Here is a 20,986-nt window from a genome sequence, read left to right on the forward strand (position 1 = left end):
TGCACGTTAGTCGCGTCTGCCAGCATCGTGGTGTCGCCGACGGTGCCGACCACGCTTCTTCAGGGCGCTCAGGTGACATCCGCCCCTGACATCAACGCCCACGGACAGGGGCAGACAGTGACGGTCCCGTACGACTATCGTCACAGGCCAGTGAGCCTGCTCACCTGCGCCTCTGCCGTCGTTACGAGAATGGGATGATGTCGTTTATGAAGGGACGAGTCCTTGTCGTCGACGACGACACCGCACTGGCCGAGATGCTCGGCATCGTGCTGCGTGGTGAAGGTTTTGAGCCGTCTTTCGTAGCCGACGGCGACAAGGCGCTGGCCGCGTTCCGTGAGAGCAAGCCCGATCTGGTGCTGCTGGACCTGATGCTGCCCGGACGGGACGGCATCGAGGTGTGCCGGCTGATCCGCGCCGAGTCCGGCGTGCCGATCGTGATGCTCACGGCCAAGAGCGACACCGTGGATGTCGTGGTCGGCCTGGAGTCGGGCGCGGACGACTACATCGTCAAGCCGTTCAAGCCGAAGGAGCTGGTGGCGCGGATCCGGGCGCGGCTGCGGCGTTCCGAGGAGCCGGCACCCGAGCAGCTGACCATCGGTGACCTGGTCATCGACGTGGCCGGGCACTCGGTGAAGCGGGACGGGCAGTCGATCGCGCTGACCCCGCTGGAGTTCGACCTGCTGGTCGCGCTCGCCCGCAAGCCCTGGCAGGTCTTCACCCGCGAGGTGCTGCTGGAACAGGTGTGGGGCTACCGCCACGCCGCCGACACCCGCCTGGTCAATGTGCATGTCCAGCGGCTGCGCTCCAAGGTCGAGAAGGACCCGGAGCGGCCGGAGATCGTGGTGACCGTCCGTGGTGTCGGTTACAAGGCGGGACCGAGCTGACATGTCCGGGGACAGTGTCGCTTCGGGGTCCGGCATGCCCGGGGACCGTCCGAAGCGGCCTGTCGGCCGGACGGCGGCGGGTACACGCTTGAGGCGCCTCTTCGAGGGCGGACTGCTTCAGGGCGGGGTGCAGGGCAGCCCGGTCCTGCGGCTCTTCCTGCGCTGGGTGCGCCGTCCGCTGCTGCCGGTGATGCGGCTGTGGCGGCGCAACATCCAGCTCAGGGTCGTCGCCACCACGCTGCTGATGTCACTGGGCGTCGTCCTGCTGCTCGGCTTCGTCGTGATCGGGCAGGTGCGCAACGGCCTGCTGGACGCGAAGGTGCGGGCCTCGCAGAGCCAGGCCACGGGCGGTTTCGCGGTGGCCAAGCAGCGCGCCGACGAGGCGGCGGGCACCAACGGCACGGGCACCGCTACCGCCGACGGCAGCACGGACGGCACCGCGGGCCCGGACGGCCGGTCCACGCAGAACGTCATCCAGTGGATGAGCGACCTCGTGGAATCGCTGTCCAGCGGCGGCGCGGGCGCCTTCGACGTGGTGACGCTGCCCGTCGACGACGACAGCGGCGGCGGCCGCAGCCCGCGCGGCTCCGGCAACGTCAACCCGACCTCCAGCATCCCCTCCGACCTGCGTGACCGGGTCAACAACGGCACGACGGCCGCCCAGAGCTACACCCGGATCATCTACTCCAACGGCAAGGACGCGCAGCCCGCGCTGGTCATCGGCAAGCAGGTCAACGACCCGAACGGGCGGCCGTACGAGCTGTACTACCTCTTCCCGCTCACACAGGAGGAGAAGTCCCTCAGCCTGGTCAAGGGCACCCTGGCGACGGCAGGGCTGTTCGTCGTCGTACTGCTGGGCGCCATCGCCTGGCTGGTGGTGCGGCAGGTCGTCACACCGGTGCGGATGGCGGCCGGGATCGCCGAGCGGCTGTCCGCCGGTCAGCTCCAGGAGCGCATGAAGGTCACCGGCGAGGACGACATCGCCCGGTTGGGCGAGGCGTTCAACAAGATGGCGCAGAACCTCCAGAGCAAGATCCAGCAGCTGGAGGACCTGTCGCGGATGCAGCGCCGGTTCGTCTCGGATGTCTCGCACGAACTGCGCACCCCGCTGACGACGGTCCGGATGGCCGCCGATGTCATCCATGAGGCCCGCGAGGACTTCGACCCGGTGACCGCGCGCTCCGCCGAGCTGCTTGCCGACCAGCTGGACCGCTTCGAGTCGCTGCTCGCGGACCTGCTGGAGATCAGTCGCTTCGACGCGGGAGCCGCGGCCCTGGAGGCCGAGCCGATCGACCTCAGGGAGGTCGTACGGCGCGTGGTGGGCGGTGCCGAGCCGCTCGCCGAGCGCAAGGGCACCCGGATACGGGTGGTCGGCGACCTCCAGCCCGTGGTCGCCGAGGCCGACGCCCGGCGGGTGGAGCGGGTGCTGCGCAATCTCGTCGTCAACGCCGTCGAGCACGGTGAGGGCAAGGACGTCATCGTCAAGCTGGCCTCGGCCGGCGGCGCGGTCGCCGTCGCGGTGCGCGACTACGGCGTCGGGCTGAAGCCGGGCGAGGCGACCCGTGTGTTCAGCCGCTTCTGGCGGGCCGACCCGGCCCGCGCCCGCACCACCGGCGGCACCGGCCTCGGGCTGTCGATCGCCCTGGAGGACGCGCGGCTGCACGGCGGCTGGCTCCAGGCATGGGGGGAGCCGGGCGGCGGTTCGCAGTTCCGGCTGACGCTTCCCAGGACCGCGGACGAGCCGCTGCGGGGCTCGCCGATACCGCTGGAGCCCAAGGACGCGCGCCGCAGGCGCCGCCCCGACGACTCGGGGACGCCCTGCACGGAGAAGCGGGCGACCGTTCCGGCGCAGCAGCGCGGCGGCCATGCGCCCGCGCTGCCCCCGCGCGCCCCCGTCGCGCCCACCGCCGACCCGACCGCGCTGCCGGGCAACGGCAATGGCACGCGCGTGGTGCCCCGGACCACGGGGCCGGTACGGCGCCCGGAGGAACGGCCCGCCGCGGATCCGGGGGCGGACAGCGGGGCCGTACGACCGGGATCCGATCGGCGGGGGACAGCGCGGCCGGAGGATTCGACCGAGGCAGGGGAGGCATTTCGTGGGCGCTGACCGCGAGGGGGGCGCCCGGCGGAAGTCGTGGCGCGCGGCGGCGTACACCGCCTTGGGGGTCGTTCTGCTGGCCGGGTGCGCCTCGATGCCCGACAGCGGTGATCTGCGGGACGTGGAGTCCACGCCCCGGCAGGACACCGGGGTACGGGTGTTCGCCATGCCGCCTTCCGAGGATGCCAAGCCGGGCGTGATCATGCAGGGCTTCCTGGAGGCGCTGACCAGCGACGACCCGGCGTACGACACCGCCCGCAAGTACCTGACGGACGACGCCGCGCGCACCTGGCGGCCGGAGGAGTCGACCACGGTGCTCGCGAACGGGCCGAGCATCGAGACCGACTGCCGCCAGGGCAGCCGGGAGACGGCCAAGAGCGTCACCTGTGTGCTGAGCGGCACCCAGGTGGCCACCGTCGACTCGGAACAGGCTTACGAGCCCGCGGCCGGCACCTACCGCAAGAAGGTGCATCTGAGCCAGGACAGCAAGACCGGGCAGTGGCGCATCGACGAGCTGCCCGACGGCGTGGTCATGGGCAAGTCGGACTTCCAGCGCAACTACACGTCCGTCGACAAGTACTACTTCGCCTCCGGTACGGCGGTCGGGTCGGCCGGGGAGCCGGTGGCGGTCGCCGATCCGGTGTTCGTGCGCAGCAAGGTCGACGCGATGACGCGGATGATCCGCTCGGTGCTGGAAGGACCGTCCGAATGGCTCGGTCCGGTGGTGCGCTCCAGTTTTCCGACCGGTACGGCCCTCCAGAAGGGCGTGTCCGGGTTGGCGCCGGACGACCAGAACCGGCTGACGGTGCCCCTGAACCTCAAGGAGTCGCGGGTCTCGGCGTCCAAGTGCACCGAGATGGCCACCCAGCTGCTGTTCACGCTGCGGAACCTGGCGCCGACCCTGGAATCCGTCGAGTTGCAGGGCACCGGCGGCCACCGGCTGTGCGATCTGACCGAGCAGCGCGCCGAGTCCGCCGCCTGGCACGGCTCGTCCAAGCGGCCCGAATACCTGTACTACGTCGACGGCAAGCACCGGCTGGTGCAGATGCCGACCGGGAGCACCGGCACCGGGGCGGTGCAGGTTCCGGGCGCGCTCGGCGAGGGCGACAAGACGCTCCAGTCGGTGGCCGTCTCGCGGGACGAGCGCAGCGTGGCCGCGGTCGACGACTACGGCGCGACGCTGCGCGTGACATCGCTGACCGCGGACGGCTCCCTCGGCAGCGCGCTGGTCACCAGCAAGGGCCCGACGCCCGCCGACCGGCTGACCACACCCAGCTGGGACGCGCGCGGCGACCTGTGGGTGGCCGACCGCGACCCGCAGGCCACGGGTCTGTACGTCGTGGAGCACGGCGTCGCCAAGGCGGAGAAGGTCACCGTCCCGTCCCTGCCCGGCCGGATCAAGGACGTCCGGGTGGCCGCCGACGGAGTGCGGATCGCGCTGGTCGTGGAGAAGGACGGCAAGCAGTCCCTGCAAATCGGCCGGATCGAGCGCGAGGACCGGCCCGGAGAGGCGCCCTCGGTGGTCGAACTCCGTCCCGCCGCGCCCGACTTGGAGCAGGTCAGCGCCATGACCTGGGCCGGGGACAGCCAGCTGCTGGTGGTCGGGCAGGAACAGGGCGGTGTGCAGCAGATGCGCTACGTCCAGGTCGACGGCGCCACGCTCGACGGTCCGGCGCCCGGCGCGCTGCCCGGAGTGAAGGCGATCGCCGCCTCCGAGGACGACCGGGTGCCCCTGGTGGCCTACTCGGACGACGGGATCGTCCGGCTGCCGACCGGGACGCAGTGGCAGAAGGTCGACAAGGACGGGACGGCACCGGTCTATCCGGGCTGACACGGCTGACAGGGCCGACGGCGCTGGTCGAAAGAGCCTGGCCGAGGACGCCGGCCCCAGCCCGGCAAACGGCCCGTGCGAGTTATCCACAGGCCGTTGTCCACAGGGGTGGTGGGCCGGCTCCGGCCTTGGCACAGTGGTGGTCATGCGGGGGTGGTGGCGGGACCTCACCGACCTGGTGCTGCCGGCCGACTGCGCGGGCTGTGGAGCACCTCGTACGACGCTCTGCGCGCGCTGCCGGACCGCGCTGGCCGGAGGCGCGCCCCGGCGGGTGCGGCCGCAGCCGGAGCCGGCGGGGCTTCCCTCGGTGTACGCGTCGGCGCCGTACGCGGAGGCGGTGCGCGCGCTGCTTCTCGCACACAAGGAGCGGGGCGCGCTGACGCTCACGGGAGCGCTGGGTGCGGCCCTGGCGGCGGCCGTGCGCGCGGGCCTCGACACGTCGGCCGGGACCGGGACTTCGGGGACCGTCGTGCTCGTGCCGGTGCCCTCCGCGCGGTGGGCCGTGCGGGCGCGGGGGCACGATCCGGTACGGCGGATGGCGCTCGCGGCGGCCGGGGAGCTGCGGCGTACCGGGACACCGGCCCGGGTGGCGGCGGTGCTGCGCCAGCGCAGGCCCGTCGCCGACCAGGCGGGGCTGGACGCGCGGCGGCGACTGGCGAACATGGCAGGCGCGCTTGCGGTGACGGCGGGCGGCGACCGGCTGCTCGCCGGGGGCCGGGTCGTGCTCGTCGACGACCTCGTCACCACCGGCGCCAGTCTGGCGGAGGCGGCACGGGCCCTGCGAATCGGAGAGTCAAGAGCTGTGTACAAGAACGCAACTCGGGAAGGAAGGGAGGAACGAAGTACCGGAGGGCCGGAGAAGGCGAACTGGGAGACAGGGAAGTGGGTGCATGGTGCAGCGAAAAAGACCGCGGCGAGCGCTCTCGGACCACCGCTGCGTGCGGCCGTGATCGCCGCTCCTGCGGATTCTTTCGAAATAAACAGGAACTGACCGCCGACCTGCATCGTTGCAGGTAGTGAGAGGGTTTATTCACCTGAACGGAGGTACGCCGCAGTAGAGGGTGACGACATCCGTCCGGGCGAGATATGTTCGGTTGTGAGGAAAGAGGCGCAGGCCACACCTCTCATATCCGAATGCCGTGCTGCGGGTTTTGCGCAATCACCCGCGCCGGTGGGGTGGAGATCACGCCCTTGGGGGAGGAGGAGGTGGACGTCACCGAGTCCGAGGTCCGGTGCTCACCGGGCCTGGTGCAAAAGGGAAATGCTCCGCCGAAGCAGCGGAGCGATCCGGGAACGGAGTTCTGCGTGGACATCGTCGTCAAAGGCCGCAAGACCGAGGTGCCCGAGCGGTTCCGCAAGCACGTGGCCGAGAAGCTGAAGCTGGAGAAGATCCAGAAGCTCGATGGCAAGGTGATCAGCCTCGACGTCGAGGTGTCCAAGGAGCCCAACCCTCGACAGGCCGACCGCTGCGACCGGGTGGAGATCACGCTCCGCTCCCGGGGCCCGGTGATCCGGGCGGAGGCAGCGGCCAGCGACCCGTACGCGGCACTCGACATGGCGGCGGAAAAGCTGGACGCGCGACTGCGCAAGCAGCACGACAAGCGGTTCTCGCGCCGCGGCGCACGGCGGATCTCGGCGGCGGAGGTCCCCGACCACGTCCCGGGCGTGGCGACGCTGAACGGAAACGGCGTCCCGGTGGCGGAGGACGAGACGGACGGAGTGCCGACCACGAGGATCGGCTCGCTGGAGGTCAAGGGTGAAGGTCCCCTCGTCGTCCGCGAGAAGACCCACGTCGCCTCCCCGATGAGCCTGGACCAGGCCCTCTACGAGATGGAACTGGTCGGCCATGACTTCTACTTGTTCGTCGACTCCGAGACGAAGGAGCCGAGCGTCGTCTACCGGCGCCACGCCTACGACTACGGCGTGATCCACCTCAGCACGGATCCGATGGTCGCCGAGGCGCAGCCCCCAGCGGCAGGGGGCACGCTGGGCGGCTGACCGCCCGGGATCGAAGCCCGACCGGTGCCCCTGGAGCGCGTGTGCGCCCCCGGGGCACCAGTGTGCGACCACTTCGCGCCGCGCACGGCGCCTCGGTGTCGTTCCGGCATGAAATCATGGCCGCAAGGGCCCAACCGGTGGGCCGCTGCCTTGGGTTGGCGATGGCACGGGACCACACAGGCCACAGCCTTCAGGGGGAGGAACGATGGCGGACACCTTCGGACCGATGCGGAGCGAGGAGGCCGACGACACCGACGACGGTGTACTCGGCAGGTGCCTCGACGGGGGCTCTTCGCGGGATGAACCGATCAGAGTCCTGGTGGTGGACGACCACGCGCTCTTCAGACGCGGACTGGAGATCGTGCTCGCGGCCGAGGAGGACATCCAGGTCGTCGGCGAGGCGGGCGACGGCGCCGAGGCCGTGGACAAGGCCGCCGATCTGCTGCCCGACATCGTGCTGATGGATGTCCGGATGCCCCGGCGCGGGGGGATCGAGGCGTGCACCTCCATCAAGGAGGTCGCCCCCAGCGCGAAGATCATCATGCTGACGATCAGCGACGAGGAGGCCGACCTCTACGACGCGATCAAGGCGGGGGCCACCGGATATCTGCTCAAGGAGATCTCCACCGACGAGGTGGCCACCGCCATTCGCGCGGTCGCCGACGGGCAGTCGCAGATCAGCCCGTCCATGGCGTCGAAACTCCTCACCGAGTTCAAGTCGATGATCCAGCGCACCGACGAGCGTCGGCTGGTGCCCGCGCCCCGGTTGACCGACCGTGAACTGGAAGTCCTCAAACTCGTCGCCACGGGGATGAACAACCGGGACATCGCCAAGGAGTTGTTCATCTCCGAGAACACCGTGAAGAACCACGTCCGCAACATCCTGGAGAAACTCCAGCTGCACTCCCGGATGGAGGCCGTGGTCTACGCGATGCGGGAGAAGATCCTGGAGATCCGCTAGCCGCCGGCACCCCCTCAGCCGAGGGCGCGGGCGAGTTCCGCGGTGAGCTGGCCGCGCAGAGCGGGGTCGTCCACGCGTTCCACCCGGACGTTCGTGCAGTTCACCCAGGTGGCGGCCTCCAGCAGCGCCTGGGCGACCGCGGGGGCCGCCCTGGGGCCGTCCAGGGTGACCTGCCGGGCCACCAGGGTGCGGCCCTCCCGAGCCGGGTCGACCCGCCCGACAAGACGGCCGCCCGCGAGCACCGGCATGGCGAAGTAGCCGTACACCCGCTTGGGCTTGGGGGTGTACGCCTCCAGACGGTGGGTGAAGCCGAAGATCCGTTCCGTGCGCGCCCGTTCCCAGATCAGCGAGTCGAACGGCGAGAGCAGGGTGGTGCGGTGGCGGCCGCGCGGCGGGGTCGCCAGGGCCGCCGGATCCGCCCAGGCCGGCTTGCCCCAGCCCGCCACCTCGACCGGCACCAGACCCGAGTCCGCGAGCACCGCGTCCACCTGCTCGCCCCTCAGCCGGTGATAGTCGGCGATGTCCGAGCGGGTGCCCACGCCCAGGGAATCGCCGGCCAGCCGGACCAGGCGGCGCAGGCACTCGGCGTCGTCCAGCTCGTCGTGCAGCAGCGCGGTGGGGACGGCGCGCTCGGCGAGGTCGTACACCCGCTTCCAGCCGCGGCGTTCGACGCACACCACCTCGCCGTACATCAGCGCCCGTTCGACCGCGACCTTGGTGCCGGACCAGTCCCACCACTCGCTGGTGCGCTTGGCGCCGCCCAGTTCGGTCGCGGTCAGCGGGCCCTCGGTGCGCAGTTGCTTGACGACCTGCTCGTAGACCCCGTCCGGGAGTTCGTGGTTCCAGTGCGGGCGGTTGCGGTAGGCGCGGCGGCGGAAGGCGAAGTGCGGCCACTCCTCGACGGGCAGCAGACAGGCGGCGTGCGACCAGTACTCGAAGGCGTGCGTGTCCTTCCAGTAGGCGTCCTCCACCGTGGTGCGGCGGACGGCGCCGAGGCGGGCGTACGGCACCAGTTCGTGCGACCGGGCGAGGACGGAGATCGTGTCGAGCTGGACCGCGCCGAGGTGGCGCAGCACCCCGCGCACCCCGGCCCGCCGGTCGGGCGCGCCCAGCAGGCCCTGGGCCCGCAGGGCGATACGGCGGGCGTCGTCCGCGGTGAGCGTGATGGTCGGGCGCGGCAGGGTCGTCATGCCCCGGACGATAGAGGGTGCCACTGACAGTCCCGTCCTGAGGTGCGGTTCACCGAGCCGGCCCCGGCAGGTAGGGGGCGGTGGACGGCAGGCCGAGGTCCGAGGGCAGCAGGGAGGCGATCCAGCAGTCCCGGCGCACCCCCTTGTTGTTGATGGCGGAGCGCAGGGTGCCCTCCAGGGTGAAGCCCGCGCGTTCGGCGACCCCGCGCGAGCCGTGGTTGCCGACCTCGGCGCGCCACTCGACCCGGTCGACGCCCAGGTCGGTGAAGATCCAGCGGCAGGCGGCGAGCACGGCCTCCGTGACATGGCCGAGGCCGCGGTGCTCCTTGGTGGCCCAGAAACCGACCTCCGCGGCCGCGGGGGCGCGCATGGTCAGGCTGAGCATGCCGGCCAGCTCCCCGCCGGCGAGGAAGATCCCCCAGGTGAACATCGAACCGTGCGCCCAGCCGCCCGGGACCATCTCCTCCGTGAAGCCGCGCGCGTGCTCGGGCAGGTACGGGGAGGGGATCGTGGTCCAGCGCTGGATGTCGGGGTCCTGGGCGGCCTCGTACACCGCCTCGGTGTCGGCCGGTCCGACGGCACGCAGACGAAGACGGCCGGTGGTGAGCGTGACGGGTTCCATCGGGCGATTCTGCTCGTACCGCCCGGCAAGGGCCATCGGTTTCCGCGATCCGTGAGCGCGCGATCACATTTCGCACAAATCCCTGCGCCGATGCGGCACTATCCGCATATCGCGTCCGTTGTTCCTGTGAAGCAGCGGCCGGGGTACCAGGCACTCCCGGCGCGGCGGGGTCCTCGCATACGATGGCCGTTGCTCAGTACGTCACATGGAAACCCGACCGTCCCAGGCCCGACCGGCAAGGAGACCAGCCCCCGTGTCCGTCCTCTCGAAGATCATGCGTGCAGGCGAAGGCAAGATCCTGCGCAAGCTGCACCGCATCGCGGACCAGGTCAACTCCATCGAAGAGGACTTCGTCGACCTCTCCGACGCCGAGCTGCGGGCCCTCACCGAGGAGTACAAGCAGCGGTACGCCGATGGTGAGAGCCTGGACGACCTGCTCCCCGAGGCGTTCGCCACCGTCCGCGAGGCCGCCAAGCGCGTCCTCGGCCAGCGTCACTACGACGTGCAGATGATGGGCGGCGCAGCCCTCCACCTCGGCTATGTGGCCGAGATGAAGACCGGCGAGGGCAAGACCCTCGTCGGCACCCTGCCCGCGTACCTGAACGCGCTGTCCGGCGACGGTGTCCACATCGTCACGGTCAATGACTACCTGGCCGAGCGCGACTCCGAGATGATGGGTCGCGTCCACAAGTTCCTGGGCCTCGACGTCGGCGTGATCCTCGCCAACATGACGCCGGCCCAGCGCCGCGAGCAGTACGCCTGCGACATCACCTACGGCACCAACAACGAGTTCGGCTTCGACTACCTGCGCGACAACATGGCGTGGTCGCAGGACGAACTGGTGCAGCGCGGCCACAACTTCGCCATCGTGGACGAGGTCGACTCCATCCTCGTGGACGAGGCCCGTACGCCGCTGATCATCTCCGGCCCGGCCGACCAGGCCACCAAGTGGTACGGCGACTTCGCCAAGCTCGTCCTGCGCCTGAAGAAGGGCGAGGCCGGAAATCCGCTCAAGGGCGTCGAGGAAACCGGCGACTATGACGTGGACGAGAAGAAGCGCACGGTCGCCATCCATGAGTCCGGTGTCAGCAAGGTCGAGGACTGGCTGGGCATCGACAACCTCTACGAGTCGGTGAACACCCCGCTCGTCGGCTATCTGAACAACGCCATCAAGGCGAAGGAACTGTTCAAGAAGGACAAGGACTACGTCGTCATCGACGGCGAGGTCATGATCGTCGACGAGCACACCGGCCGTATCCTCGCCGGCCGCCGCTACAACGAGGGCATGCACCAGGCGATCGAGGCGAAGGAGGGGGTGGACATCAAGGACGAGAACCAGACCCTCGCCACCATCACCCTCCAGAACTTCTTCCGCCTCTACAACAAGCTCTCCGGCATGACCGGTACGGCGATGACCGAGGCCGCCGAGTTCCACCAGATCTACAAGCTCGGCGTGGTCCCCATCCCGACCAACAAGCCGATGGTGCGCATGGACCAGTCGGACCTGATCTACCGCACCGAGGTGGCCAAGTTCGAGGCGGTCGTCGACGACATCGCCGAGAAGCACGAGAAGGGCCAGCCGATCCTCGTCGGCACCACCTCGGTCGAGAAGTCCGAGTACCTCTCGCAGCAGCTCAGCAAGCGCGGCATCCAGCACGAGGTGCTGAACGCCAAGCACCACGAGCGTGAGGCGTCGATCGTCGCCCAGGCCGGCCGCAAGGGCGCCGTCACCGTCGCCACCAACATGGCCGGCCGCGGTACGGACATCAAGCTCGGCGGCAACCCCGAGGACCTCGCCGAGGCGGAGCTGCGCCAGCGCGGCCTCGACCCCGAGGAGCACATCGAGGAGTGGGCCGCGGCGCTGCCCGCCGCCCTGGAGAAGGCCGAGCAGGCCGTCAAGGCGGAGAAGGACGAGGTCGAGGCGCTCGGCGGCCTGTACGTCCTCGGTACCGAGCGGCACGAGTCGCGACGTATCGACAACCAGCTGCGCGGTCGTTCCGGCCGTCAGGGCGACCCCGGCGAGTCCCGCTTCTACCTCTCCCTCGGCGACGACCTGATGCGCCTGTTCAAGGCCCAGATGGTCGAGCGCGTGATGTCCATGGCGAATGTGCCGGACGACGTGCCGATCGAGAACAAGATGGTCACCCGCGCGATCGCCTCCGCGCAGTCGCAGGTCGAGCAGCAGAACTTCGAGACGCGTAAGAACGTCCTGAAGTACGACGAGGTGCTCAACCGGCAGCGCGAGGTCATCTACGGCGAGCGCCGGCGTGTGCTGGAGGGCGAGGACCTGCACGAGCAGATCCAGCACTTCATGGACGACACCATCGACGCGTACGTCGCCGCGGAGACCGCCGAGGGCTTCCCCGAGGACTGGGACCTGGAGCGGCTGTGGGGCGCCTTCAAGCAGCTCTACCCGGTGAAGGTCACCGTCGAGGAGCTGGAGGAGGCGGCCGGTGACCGTGCCGGTCTGACCGCCGAGTTCATCTCGGAGTCCATCAAGGAGGACATCCACCAGCAGTACGAGTCCCGTGAGGGTCAGCTCGGCTCCGAGATCATGCGTGAGCTGGAGCGGCGGGTCGTGCTGTCGGTCCTCGACCGCAAGTGGCGCGAGCACCTCTACGAGATGGACTACCTCCAGGAGGGCATCGGCCTGCGCGCGATGGCGCAGAAGGACCCGCTGGTCGAGTACCAGCGCGAGGGCTTCGACATGTTCACCGCGATGATGGAGGGCATTAAGGAGGAGTCCGTCGGCTATCTGTTCAACCTGGAGGTCCAGGTCGAGCAGCAGGTCGAGGAGGTCCCGGTCGAGGAGGCCGAGCAGGTCGGCGAGGGTGTCGAGGACGCGGTGCCGGCGCAGGCCGGTGCGGGGCGCCCGGAGATCCGCGCCAAGGGGCTCGATGTCCCGCAGCGCCGGGATCTGCACTTCTCCGCGCCCACGGTGGACGGCGAGGGCGGCATCGTCGAGCGCGACCTGGAGGACGACGGGCCGGTGCGGTCCGAGTCGGACGGGCTGACGCGGGCGGAGCGGCGCAAGCAGGCGAAGGGTGGGCGTCGTCGCAAGAAGTGACGCGCACTCCGTGAGGGGGCCGGGTTCCTTTGGAGCCCGGTCCCCTTCGCGTTGCCGGTCTCTTGTGAAGCCGCCGGTCGCTAGTGAAGGGGCGCGGGGAACGGCGCGAGCGGCCACGACGGAGCCGCACCCGGCGGCGCGCGGGAGTGCCCGCCCGGCTACGGCATGGGCCGCGGGCCCGTTTCCACCGCTGTGCAGCGCCAGCGCAGGTCCGCGCCCCGTTCGAGGCGGAAGGCCAGGGCGCGGAGCCGGCTGCCCGCCCCGATGCGGGCGAAGACCTCCAGCGCGCCCTCGCCTGCGACGTAGTAGCCGATGTCGCGGACGACCGGCCGGGCGGCGCCCCGGGTGCGCAGGGGACCCTCGGCGGCGAGGCGGGCCAGGTCGTCGTAGGCGCGGCCCGCGGTGTGGCGGAGCATCCAGTGGACCGGGCGCTGACCACTGAGGACGGCCACCAGACGGTCCGCGAAGAGGTCCGTGGGGCGAGTGGGCCGGGCGGGCTCCTGAGGGGCCGTACGGGGCGGCTGGGGGCGTGCCGGGCGGGTGGTCGCGGTCGTACGGCTGTCGGCGGCCGCCCGGCGGGAGCCAGAGGAGGGGCGGCGGGTGTCGTGGCGGGTCGGCGGGCGGTGCCGGGGGCGGGGGTGAGGGGTGCGGCTCATGACCTTGTTCATGGGGGTCCCCGTTCGACGGCCCGGCGGATACCGGGCGGTAACTAGGTGGTGGGGATCTTGTACGGGGCCGGGGACCGCGCGGCAAGGACGTGGGCGGTGGTGGCGAGGGGCCGAGGGGATTCACCCTCCGGGGGGATGGACAGAGGGCTGAGCCCCGAGATCATGCGGGTGCCCCGGGTGAAGTACGACGTACGGGGCTGACACTTACGGGGTGTGGGCAGGGACTCGAAAGGGGACAGCCGCACGTATCCTGAAGCCCCCCGGAACGACCAGGAAAGAGCGGCGAGCATGCGCGTCTACGTCCCCCTGACCCTCCCCGGTCTCGCCGAGGCGCACAGGACGGGTGAGCTGGGGGCCGGCCCCTTCACCGGGTACGCCGTCACGCCCGCCCTGCGCGCCTGGTACCGCTCCGACGACGTCGAGGAACTGGAGTACGCCGCGCTCGGCCGGGCCGCGCTGGCCTCCCTGCGCCTGCTCGCGGCCGACGAGGACGCGCCGCGGCGCCGGATCGTGGTGGCCGTGGACGTGGCCGACGGCGCGGTCACGGCCGCGTCCGACGGCGGGGCCGAGCCGGGCGAGGTGAGCGTGAAGGTGACCGTGCCGCTCGCCAAAGCGGCGGCGGTCCACGCCGACGCCGACGACGCCGAGCGGGACGTGACCGCGGCGGCGCGGGCGCTGGCGGCGGCGGACGGCGGGGACGAGGCGGCGCAGACCACCGTGGACGAGGCGGAGGACCATGAGCTGCTGTGGTTCGCCACACAGGAGCTCCCCAACCTCCTCGGGCGGGCCTGACCAGGCAGGATCGGCCGACCTCCGGGATTGTCAGTGGGGGCGGGTACGGTCTTGGGCATGGGGAAGCACGCACGCGCGCACATCGTCTGGGACTGGAACGGCACGCTGTTCCATGACAACGAGGCGATCATCGAGGCGACCAACGCCGCCTTCGCGGAGCTGGGCCTGGCGCCGATCACGCTGGAGCAGTACCGCGCGCTGTACTGCGTGCCGGTGCCGAAGTTCTACGAGCGGCTGATGGGGCGGCTGCCGAGCCAGGCCGAGTGGGAGCTGATGGACGGGATATTCCATCAGCGGTACACGGAGCGGCGGGCGCGGTGCGCGCTGACCGAGGGGGCGGCTGAGCTGCTCCGCGGATGGCGGACGGCGGGGCACAGCCAGTCGCTGCTGAGCATGTACGGACACGAGGAACTGGTGCCGCTCGTGCGGGGGTTCGGGATCGAGGAGCAGTTCGTGCGCGTCGACGGGCGGACGGGGCCGTCCGGCGGGAGCAAGGCGGAGCACATGGTGCGGCATCTGTCGTGGCTCACCGGAGCGGTGGAGCCGGGGCGGACCGTGGTGATCGGGGACGCGGCGGACGACGCGGTCGCGGCGCGCCATGTGGGGGCCGGTGCGGTGCTGTACACCGGCGGGTCGCACAGCAGGGCCAGCCTGGAGGAGGTCGGCGTCCCGGTGGTGGACACGCTGGCGGAGGCGGTGGAGGTCGCACAGCGAATAGCCGTGTGAGGGGGCCTGCGCGGGTCTCAGTTCACCGGCGCCTTCGTCCGCAGCACCTTGATGAACTCCCGCATCCAGGACGGGTGGTCCGGCCAGGCCCGCGCGGAGACCAGTGTGCCGTCCGTCACCGTCTCCGTGTCCTGGAAGCTCGCGCCCGCGGCCTGCATGTCGGGTTCCAGGGCCGGGTAGGCCGTGACACGGCGGCCGCGCAGGGTGTCGATCGCGGCGGTGAGCAGCGGGCCGTGGCAGATCTGGGCGACCGGCTTGTCCGCGTCGAAGAAGGCCTTGAGGATCTTGCGCAGTTCGGGATCGTTGCGCAGATACTCGGGGGCCCGGCCGCCGGGGATGACCAGGGCGACGTACCCGCCGGGGTCCACCTCGGCGAAGGAGAGGTCGGCCGGCCAGGTGTACCCGGGCTTCTCGGTGTACGTGTCGTAACCGGGCTCGAAGTCGTGCACCACGAAGCGCAGCGTCTTGCGGGAGGGGGCCGCGATGTCGACGTCGTAGCCCTCCTCGCGCAGCCGCTGGTAGGGGTACATGACCTCCAGGGACTCCGCGGCGTCGCCGGTGACGATGAGGATCTTCGCGGGCATGTCGGCGCTCCTCGGGACGGACGGGGACGGACGGGGACGGACCCCTCGGCCGGACCCCCGGGGTCGTAGCTCTCAGGGTGCGGCGGAAGAGGCGGGGCCGCTACCCCACCCCGCCTACCACCTGGCCGAATCCGGTTACGCCACCCGGGCGGCCTCCGATGCTGTGCAGAACGTCAAACTTTGACCCCCTGTTTTGTACACATACGGCTCATGACGGTTCCGGGGTGAGGGGCGATAGCCTTGTGGCGTGATCAGCGCGATAGCTCGCGGGAGCGATCAGGCTCCCGCCCTGCGCCCGGGTTGCACGGAGGACCTCCGTGACCGGGCGGCGGTCGCTGGTCCGCGCGGGCGGGACGGGGGCGCCGCAGCCCCCAGGACGCCGAGGCCGGCCCGGAACACGACGGTGCCGAGAGCAGCGTCACATCCCGTGGTCGTGTCGGAAATGGCCGAATACCCCCCGCTCATCTCACCTGTCGGCATAGCGTCGGAACGGACCGGAAACTCCGGGCCGTGGCGTCGAGCCGCAGGGGAAGAGCCAGTACTTCCTTCTACGTCACGCAACGGCGCGCGACAGGAGCCAGAGGACAATGCAGACCAAGCTGGACGAAGCCAAGGCCGAGATGCTCGAACGGGCCGCTCGGGTAGCTGAGAACAGCCCGGTCGGGGGGAACCTACCGACCGGGTCGACGGGCGAGGGCTCCCCGGACACCCCGGACAGTGAGTCAACCCTCGCGTTCCTCCAGCGCTACTACCTGCACACCGCACCGGAAGACCTCACCGACCGCGACCCGGTGGACGCCTTCGGTGCCGCGGTCTCGCACTACCGCCTGGCCGAGAGCCGCCCCCAGGGCACCGCGAACGTCCGGGTGCACACCCCGACGGTCGAGGAGAACGGCTGGACGTGCAGCCACACGGTCGTCGAGGTCGTGACCGACGACATGCCGTTCCTGGTCGACTCCGTCACCAATGAGCTGACCCGGGGCGGGCGCGGCATCCATGTCGTGATCCACCCCCAGTTCGTGGTCCGCCGCGACATCACCGGCAAGCTGCTGGAGATCCTGCCGACCCCGGCCACCTCCGTCGACCCCGCCGAGCTGCCGCACGACGCGCACATCGAGTCGTGGATCCACGTCGAGATCGACCGCGAGACCGACCGCGCCGACCTCAAGCAGATCACCTCCGACCTGCTGCGCGTCCTGTCCGACGTCCGTGAGGCCGTCGAGGACTGGGACAAGATGCGGGAGGCGGCGGCCCGGGTCGCCGACGAGCTGGGGAGCGAGCCGGTCCCGGCCGACCTGCCGAAGGCCGAGGTCGAGGAGGCCCGCGAGCTGCTGCGCTGGCTCGCCACCGACCACTTCACCTTCCTGGGCTTCCGCGAGTACGAACTGCGCGGCGACGACACCCTGGCCGCCGTGCCCGGCACCGGCCTCGGCATCCTGCGCTCCGACCCGCAGCACGCCGAGGACGACCAGCACCCGGTCAGCCCCTCCTTCGAGCGGCTGCCGGCCGACGCCCGCGCCAAGGCCCGCGAGCACAAGCTGCTGGTGCTGACCAAGGCGAACAGCCGGGCCACCGTGCACCGGCCGTCGTACCTGGACTACATCGGCGTCAAGAAGTTCGACAAGGACGGCAATGTCGTCGGGGAGCGCCGCTTCCTCGGTCTGTTCTCCTCGGCCGCCTACACCGAGTCGGTGCGCCGGGTCCCGGTGATCCGCCGCAAGGTCGCCGAGGTCCTCGACCGCGCCGGGTTCTCGCCCAACAGCCACGACGGCCGCGATCTGCTCCAGATCCTGGAGACGTACCCGCGTGACGAGCTGTTCCAGACGCCGGCCGCCGAGCTCCAGTCGATCGTCACCAGCGTGCTCTACCTCCAGGAGCGCCGCCGGCTGCGCCTGTACCTGCGCCAGGACGAGTACGGCCGCTACTACTCGGCCCTCGTCTACCTGCCGCGCGACCGCTACACCACCGGCGTGCGCCTGCGGATCATCGACATCCTGAAGGAGGAGCTCGGCGGCACCAACGTCGACTTCACCGCCTGGAACACCGAGTCGATCCTGTCCCGGCTGCACTTCGTCGTCCGCGTCCCGCAGGGCACCGAGCTGCCCGAGCTGTCGGACGCCGACAAGGACCGTATCGAGACCCGCCTGGTCGAGGCCGCCCGCTCCTGGGTGGACGGATTCACCGAGGCGCTCAACGCCGAGCTGGGCGAGGAGCGCGCCGCAGAGCTGCTGCGCCGCTACACCAACGCCTTCCCCGAGGGCTACAAGGCCGACCACACCCCGCGCGCGGCCGTGGCCGACCTGGTGCACCTGGAGCGGCTGACCGAGGAGCCGGGCAACGACTTCGCGCTGAGCCTGTACGAGCCGGTCGGCGCCGCCCCCGACGAGCGCCGCTTCAAGATCTACCGCAAGGGTGCCTCCGTCTCCCTGTCCGCCGTGCTGCCGGTCCTCCAGCGCATCGGCGTCGAGGTCGTGGACGAGCGGCCGTACGAGCTGCGCTGCTCGGACCGCACCACCGGCTGGATCTACGACTTCGGACTGCGCATCCCCAAGTCGCCCGCCGGCGGCGACTACCTGGGCGACGACGGCCGTGAGCGCTTCCAGGAGGCGTTCGCCGCGACCTGGACCGGTCGCGCCGAGAACGACGGCTTCAACTCCCTCGTGCTCAGCGCCGGACTGAACTGGCGCGAGGCGATGGTGCTGCGCGCCTACGCCAAGTACCTGCGCCAGGCCGGTTCGACCTTCTCGCAGGACTACATGGAGGACACCCTCCGCAACAACGTCCACACCACCCGGCTGCTCGTCTCCCTGTTCGAGGCGCGGATGTCGCCGGAGCGGCAGCAGGCCGGCGTGGAGCTGACGGACGCGCTGCTGGAGGAGCTGGACGCGGCCCTGGACCAGGTGGCGAGCCTGGACGAGGACCGCATCCTGCGCTCCTTCCTGACCGTCATCAAGGCGACCCTGCGGACCAACTTCTTCCAGCGGCGCCCCGACGGCCACCCCCACGACTACGTGTCGATGAAGTTCGACCCGCAGGCCATCCCGGACCTGCCCGCGCCGCGCCCGGCCTTCGAGATCTGGGTGTACTCGCCGCGGGTCGAGGGCGTGCACCTGCGCTTCGGCAAGGTCGCGCGCGGTGGTCTGCGCTGGTCCGACCGGCGGGAGGACTTCCGTACCGAGATCCTCGGCCTGGTCAAGGCGCAGATGGTGAAGAACACCGTCATCGTGCCGGTCGGCGCCAAGGGCGGCTTCGTCGCCAAGCAGCTGCCGGACCCGGCGCAGGACCGGGACGCGTGGCTCGCGGAGGGCGTCGCCAGCTACAAGACGTTCATCTCGGCGCTGCTGGACATCACCGACAACATGGTCGGCGGCGAGGTCGTCCCGCCCAAGGACGTGGTGCGGCACGACGGCGACGACACGTACCTGGTCGTCGCTGCCGACAAGGGCACCGCCACCTTCTCCGACATCGCCAACGGGGTCGCCGAGAAGTACAACTTCTGGCTCGGCGACGCCTTCGCCTCCGGTGGTTCGGCGGGTTACGACCACAAGGGCATGGGCATCACCGCGCGCGGCGCGTGGGAGTCCGTCAAGCGGCACTTCCGCGAGCTGGGCGTGGACACCCAGTCCGAGGACTTCACGGTCGTCGGCATCGGCGACATGTCCGGTGACGTGTTCGGCAACGGCATGCTGCTGTCCGAGCACATCCGCCTGGTCGCCGCCTTCGACCACCGGCACATCTTCATCGACCCGAACCCGGACGCGGCGACCGGATACGCCGAGCGCCGCCGCCTGTTCGAGCTGCCCCGCTCCAGCTGGGCCGACTACAACACCGAGCTGCTCTCGGCCGGCGGCGGGATCTTCCCGCGCAGCGCCAAGTCGATCCAGCTCAACGCGCACATCCGCGAGGCCCTCGGCATCGAGGACAAGGTCGCCAAGATGACCCCGGCCGACCTGATGAAGACGATCCTCAAGGCGCCGGTCGACCTGCTGTGGAACGGCGGCATCGGCACCTACGTGAAGTCGTCCGCCGAGTCGAACGCGGACGTCGGCGACAAGGCCAACGACGCCATCCGCGTCGACGGCGCCGACCTGCGCGTGAAGGTCGTCGGCGAGGGCGGCAACCTGGGTCTGACCCAGCTCGGCCGTATCGAGTTCGCCCACCAGGGCGGCAAGATCAACACCGACGCGATCGACAACAGCGCCGGCGTGGACACCTCCGACCACGAGGTGAACATCAAGATCCTGCTGAACGGCCTGGTCGCGGACGGCGACATGACCGTCAAGCAGCGCAACAAGCTGCTCGCCGGGATGACCGACGAGGTCGGCGCGCTGGTGCTGCGCAACAACTACGCGCAGAACACCGCGCTCGCCAACGCGCTGTTCCAGGCCAAGGACATGCTCCACGCCCAGCAGCGCTTCCTGCGCCACCTGGTGCGCGAGGGCCACCTGGACCGGGCGCTGGAGTTCCTGCCCACCGACCGCCAGATCCGCGAGCGCCTGAACCAGGGCCAGGGCCTGACCGGCCCGGAGACGGCCGTCGTCATGGCGTACACGAAGATCACGGTCGCCGAGGAGCTGCTGGCCACCTCGCTGCCCGACGACCCGTATCTGCGCGGCCTGCTGCACGCGTACTTCCCCTCCGACCTGCGCGAGCGGTTCTCGGAGGCCGTCGACAACCACCCGCTGCGCCGCGAGATCACCACCACGGTGCTGGTCAACGACACGGTCAACACGGGCGGTACGACGTATCTGCACCGGCTGCGCGAGGAGACCGGCGCCTCCCTGGAGGAGATCGTCCGCGCCCAGACCGCGGCCCGCGCGATCTTCTGCTCGGCCCCGGTGTGGGACGCGGTGGAGGCCCTGGACAACCAGGTCGACGCGGCCGTGCAGACCCGCATCCGGCTGCACTCGCGGCGCCTGATCGAGCGCGGCACCCGCTGGCTGCTCAACAACCGGCCGCAGCCGCTCCAGCTCGCCGAGACGGTGGAGTTCTTCGCCGAGCGCGTCGAGCAGGTCTGGCAGCAGCTGCCCAAGCTGGTGCGCGGCGCGGACCTGGAGTGGTACCAGCACGTGTACGACGAGCTGTCCGCGGCCGGTGTCCCGGACGAACTCGCCACCCGCGTGGCCGGGTTCTCCTCCGCCTTCCCGGCGCTCGACATCGTCTCGGTGGCCGACCGCATGGGCAAGGAGCCGCTGGACGTCGCCGAGGTCTACTACGACCTCGCCGACCGCCTCGGCATCAGCCAGCTGATGGACCGCATCATCGAGCTGCCGCGCAACGACCGCTGGCAGTCCATGGCCCGCGCCTCCATCCGCGAGGACCTCTACGCGGCGCACGCGGCGCTCACCGCGGACGTGCTCGCGGTGGGCAACGGCACCGCGTCGCCGGAGCAGCGGTTCGCGGACTGGGAGCAGAAGAACGCCCCGATCCTGGGCCGGGCGCGCACCACCCTGGAGGAGATCCGCAGTTCGGACGCCTTCGACCTCGCCAACCTGTCGGTGGCGATGCGGACGATGCGGACGCTGCTGCGCACGCACTCGTAGCACTACCGCGTCAGCGGAGGGA

The 20,986-nt window shown here is 70.5% G+C and carries 14 protein-coding genes; 10 read left to right on the forward strand and 4 right to left on the reverse strand.

What is annotated here, in order from left to right; translation table 11 throughout:
* Positions 1-194: 194 nt before the first annotated feature.
* The 6 genes from mtrA to HEP81_RS23980 all read left to right on the forward strand — a co-directional run bounded on the left by mtrA (position 195) and on the right by HEP81_RS23980 (position 7,772).
* Positions 195-884, forward strand: coding sequence for a two-component system response regulator MtrA (gene mtrA / locus HEP81_RS23955; protein WP_187279108.1), 690 nt, complete (start codon positions 195-197; stop codon positions 882-884).
* Between the two features lies 1 nt (position 885).
* The gene (gene mtrB / locus HEP81_RS23960) at positions 886-2,991 is read left to right on the forward strand and encodes an MtrAB system histidine kinase MtrB (protein WP_078967643.1); all 2,106 of its coding nucleotides are present in this window, start codon (positions 886-888) and stop codon (positions 2,989-2,991) included.
* Positions 2,981-4,813, forward strand: coding sequence for an LpqB family beta-propeller domain-containing protein (locus HEP81_RS23965; protein ID WP_172636949.1), 1,833 nt, complete (start codon positions 2,981-2,983; stop codon positions 4,811-4,813). The genes mtrB and HEP81_RS23965 overlap by 11 nt, the downstream gene beginning before the upstream one ends.
* Before the next feature lie 145 nt (positions 4,814-4,958).
* Positions 4,959-5,804 carry a ComF family protein gene (locus HEP81_RS23970; protein WP_037661680.1) on the forward strand — a complete coding sequence of 282 codons (846 nt, stop codon included), beginning with the start codon at positions 4,959-4,961 and terminating at the stop codon, positions 5,802-5,804.
* A 314-nt stretch (positions 5,805-6,118) separates the two neighbouring features.
* A complete protein-coding gene (gene hpf, locus HEP81_RS23975) occupies positions 6,119-6,811 on the forward strand; it encodes a ribosome hibernation-promoting factor, HPF/YfiA family (protein ID WP_037661628.1) in 693 nt (230 codons plus the stop codon).
* Between the two features lie 205 nt (positions 6,812-7,016).
* The gene (locus HEP81_RS23980) at positions 7,017-7,772 is read left to right on the forward strand and encodes a response regulator (protein ID WP_037661626.1); all 756 of its coding nucleotides are present in this window, start codon (positions 7,017-7,019) and stop codon (positions 7,770-7,772) included.
* Positions 7,773-7,786: 14 nt separating this feature from the next.
* Here the strand turns inward: HEP81_RS23980 and HEP81_RS23985 are convergent, their stop codons facing one another.
* Together HEP81_RS23985 and HEP81_RS23990 are read right to left on the reverse strand one after the other, a co-directional pair.
* Positions 7,787-8,962 (reverse strand): winged helix-turn-helix domain-containing protein, encoded by a 1,176-nt coding sequence (locus tag HEP81_RS23985; RefSeq protein WP_037661622.1) that lies wholly within the window; start codon positions 8,960-8,962, stop codon positions 7,787-7,789.
* A gap of 49 nt (positions 8,963-9,011) precedes the next feature.
* Entirely contained in the window at positions 9,012-9,584 is a 573-nt protein-coding gene (locus HEP81_RS23990) for a GNAT family N-acetyltransferase (protein WP_037661678.1), read from the reverse strand.
* Positions 9,585-9,837: 253 nt separating this feature from the next.
* Between HEP81_RS23990 and secA the strand changes: the two genes are divergently transcribed.
* Positions 9,838-12,651, forward strand: a complete 2,814-nt coding sequence (secA, locus tag HEP81_RS23995) for a preprotein translocase subunit SecA (protein WP_037661619.1) — start codon at positions 9,838-9,840, stop codon at positions 12,649-12,651.
* A gap of 158 nt (positions 12,652-12,809) precedes the next feature.
* Here the strand turns inward: secA and HEP81_RS24000 are convergent, their stop codons facing one another.
* Positions 12,810-13,319, reverse strand: coding sequence for an Rv3235 family protein (locus HEP81_RS24000; RefSeq protein ID WP_037661617.1), 510 nt, complete (start codon positions 13,317-13,319; stop codon positions 12,810-12,812).
* A gap of 288 nt (positions 13,320-13,607) precedes the next feature.
* On the opposite strand from HEP81_RS24000, the gene HEP81_RS24005 reads away from it, so the two are divergent.
* Together HEP81_RS24005 and HEP81_RS24010 are read left to right on the forward strand one after the other, a co-directional pair.
* A complete protein-coding gene (locus tag HEP81_RS24005) occupies positions 13,608-14,111 on the forward strand; it encodes a DUF6912 family protein (protein WP_037661616.1) in 504 nt (167 codons plus the stop codon).
* Between the two features lie 57 nt (positions 14,112-14,168).
* On the forward strand, positions 14,169-14,837 hold the full coding sequence (locus HEP81_RS24010; protein WP_037661614.1) for an HAD family hydrolase: 669 nt from the start codon (positions 14,169-14,171) through the stop codon (positions 14,835-14,837).
* Between the two features lie 17 nt (positions 14,838-14,854).
* Here the strand turns inward: HEP81_RS24010 and HEP81_RS24015 are convergent, their stop codons facing one another.
* Positions 14,855-15,421: a DJ-1/PfpI family protein gene (locus tag HEP81_RS24015; RefSeq protein ID WP_037661611.1), complete on the reverse strand. Its 567-nt coding sequence runs from the start codon at positions 15,419-15,421 to the stop codon at positions 14,855-14,857.
* A 587-nt stretch (positions 15,422-16,008) separates the two neighbouring features.
* Here HEP81_RS24015 and HEP81_RS24020 point away from each other — a divergent pair.
* Positions 16,009-20,964 (forward strand): NAD-glutamate dehydrogenase, encoded by a 4,956-nt coding sequence (locus tag HEP81_RS24020; protein ID WP_037661609.1) that lies wholly within the window; start codon positions 16,009-16,011, stop codon positions 20,962-20,964.
* Positions 20,965-20,986 lie beyond the last annotated feature (22 nt).

Source organism: Streptomyces griseofuscus, assembly GCF_014673495.1.
In the GTDB taxonomy this organism is placed as follows: Bacteria; Actinomycetota; Actinomycetes; order Streptomycetales; family Streptomycetaceae; genus Streptomyces; species Streptomyces murinus.

Excerpts from the sequence above, each read along its gene's own strand:
- mtrA (WP_187279108.1), top strand. The coding sequence starts at position 195 with ATGATGTCGTTTATGAAGGGACGAGTCCTTGTCGTCGACGACGACACC.
- mtrB (WP_078967643.1), top strand. The coding sequence starts at position 886 with ATGTCCGGGGACAGTGTCGCTTCGGGGTCCGGCATGCCCGGGGACCGT.
- HEP81_RS23970 (WP_037661680.1), top strand. The coding sequence starts at position 4,959 with ATGCGGGGGTGGTGGCGGGACCTCACCGACCTGGTGCTGCCGGCCGAC.
- HEP81_RS23980 (WP_037661626.1), top strand. The coding sequence starts at position 7,017 with ATGGCGGACACCTTCGGACCGATGCGGAGCGAGGAGGCCGACGACACC.
- HEP81_RS23985 (WP_037661622.1), bottom strand. The coding sequence starts at position 8,962 with ATGACGACCCTGCCGCGCCCGACCATCACGCTCACCGCGGACGACGCC.
- HEP81_RS23990 (WP_037661678.1), bottom strand. The coding sequence starts at position 9,584 with ATGGAACCCGTCACGCTCACCACCGGCCGTCTTCGTCTGCGTGCCGTC.
- HEP81_RS24000 (WP_037661617.1), bottom strand. The coding sequence starts at position 13,319 with ATGAACAAGGTCATGAGCCGCACCCCTCACCCCCGCCCCCGGCACCGC.
- HEP81_RS24005 (WP_037661616.1), top strand. The coding sequence starts at position 13,608 with ATGCGCGTCTACGTCCCCCTGACCCTCCCCGGTCTCGCCGAGGCGCAC.
- HEP81_RS24010 (WP_037661614.1), top strand. The coding sequence starts at position 14,169 with ATGGGGAAGCACGCACGCGCGCACATCGTCTGGGACTGGAACGGCACG.
- HEP81_RS24015 (WP_037661611.1), bottom strand. The coding sequence starts at position 15,421 with ATGCCCGCGAAGATCCTCATCGTCACCGGCGACGCCGCGGAGTCCCTG.
- HEP81_RS24020 (WP_037661609.1), top strand. The coding sequence starts at position 16,009 with ATGCAGACCAAGCTGGACGAAGCCAAGGCCGAGATGCTCGAACGGGCC.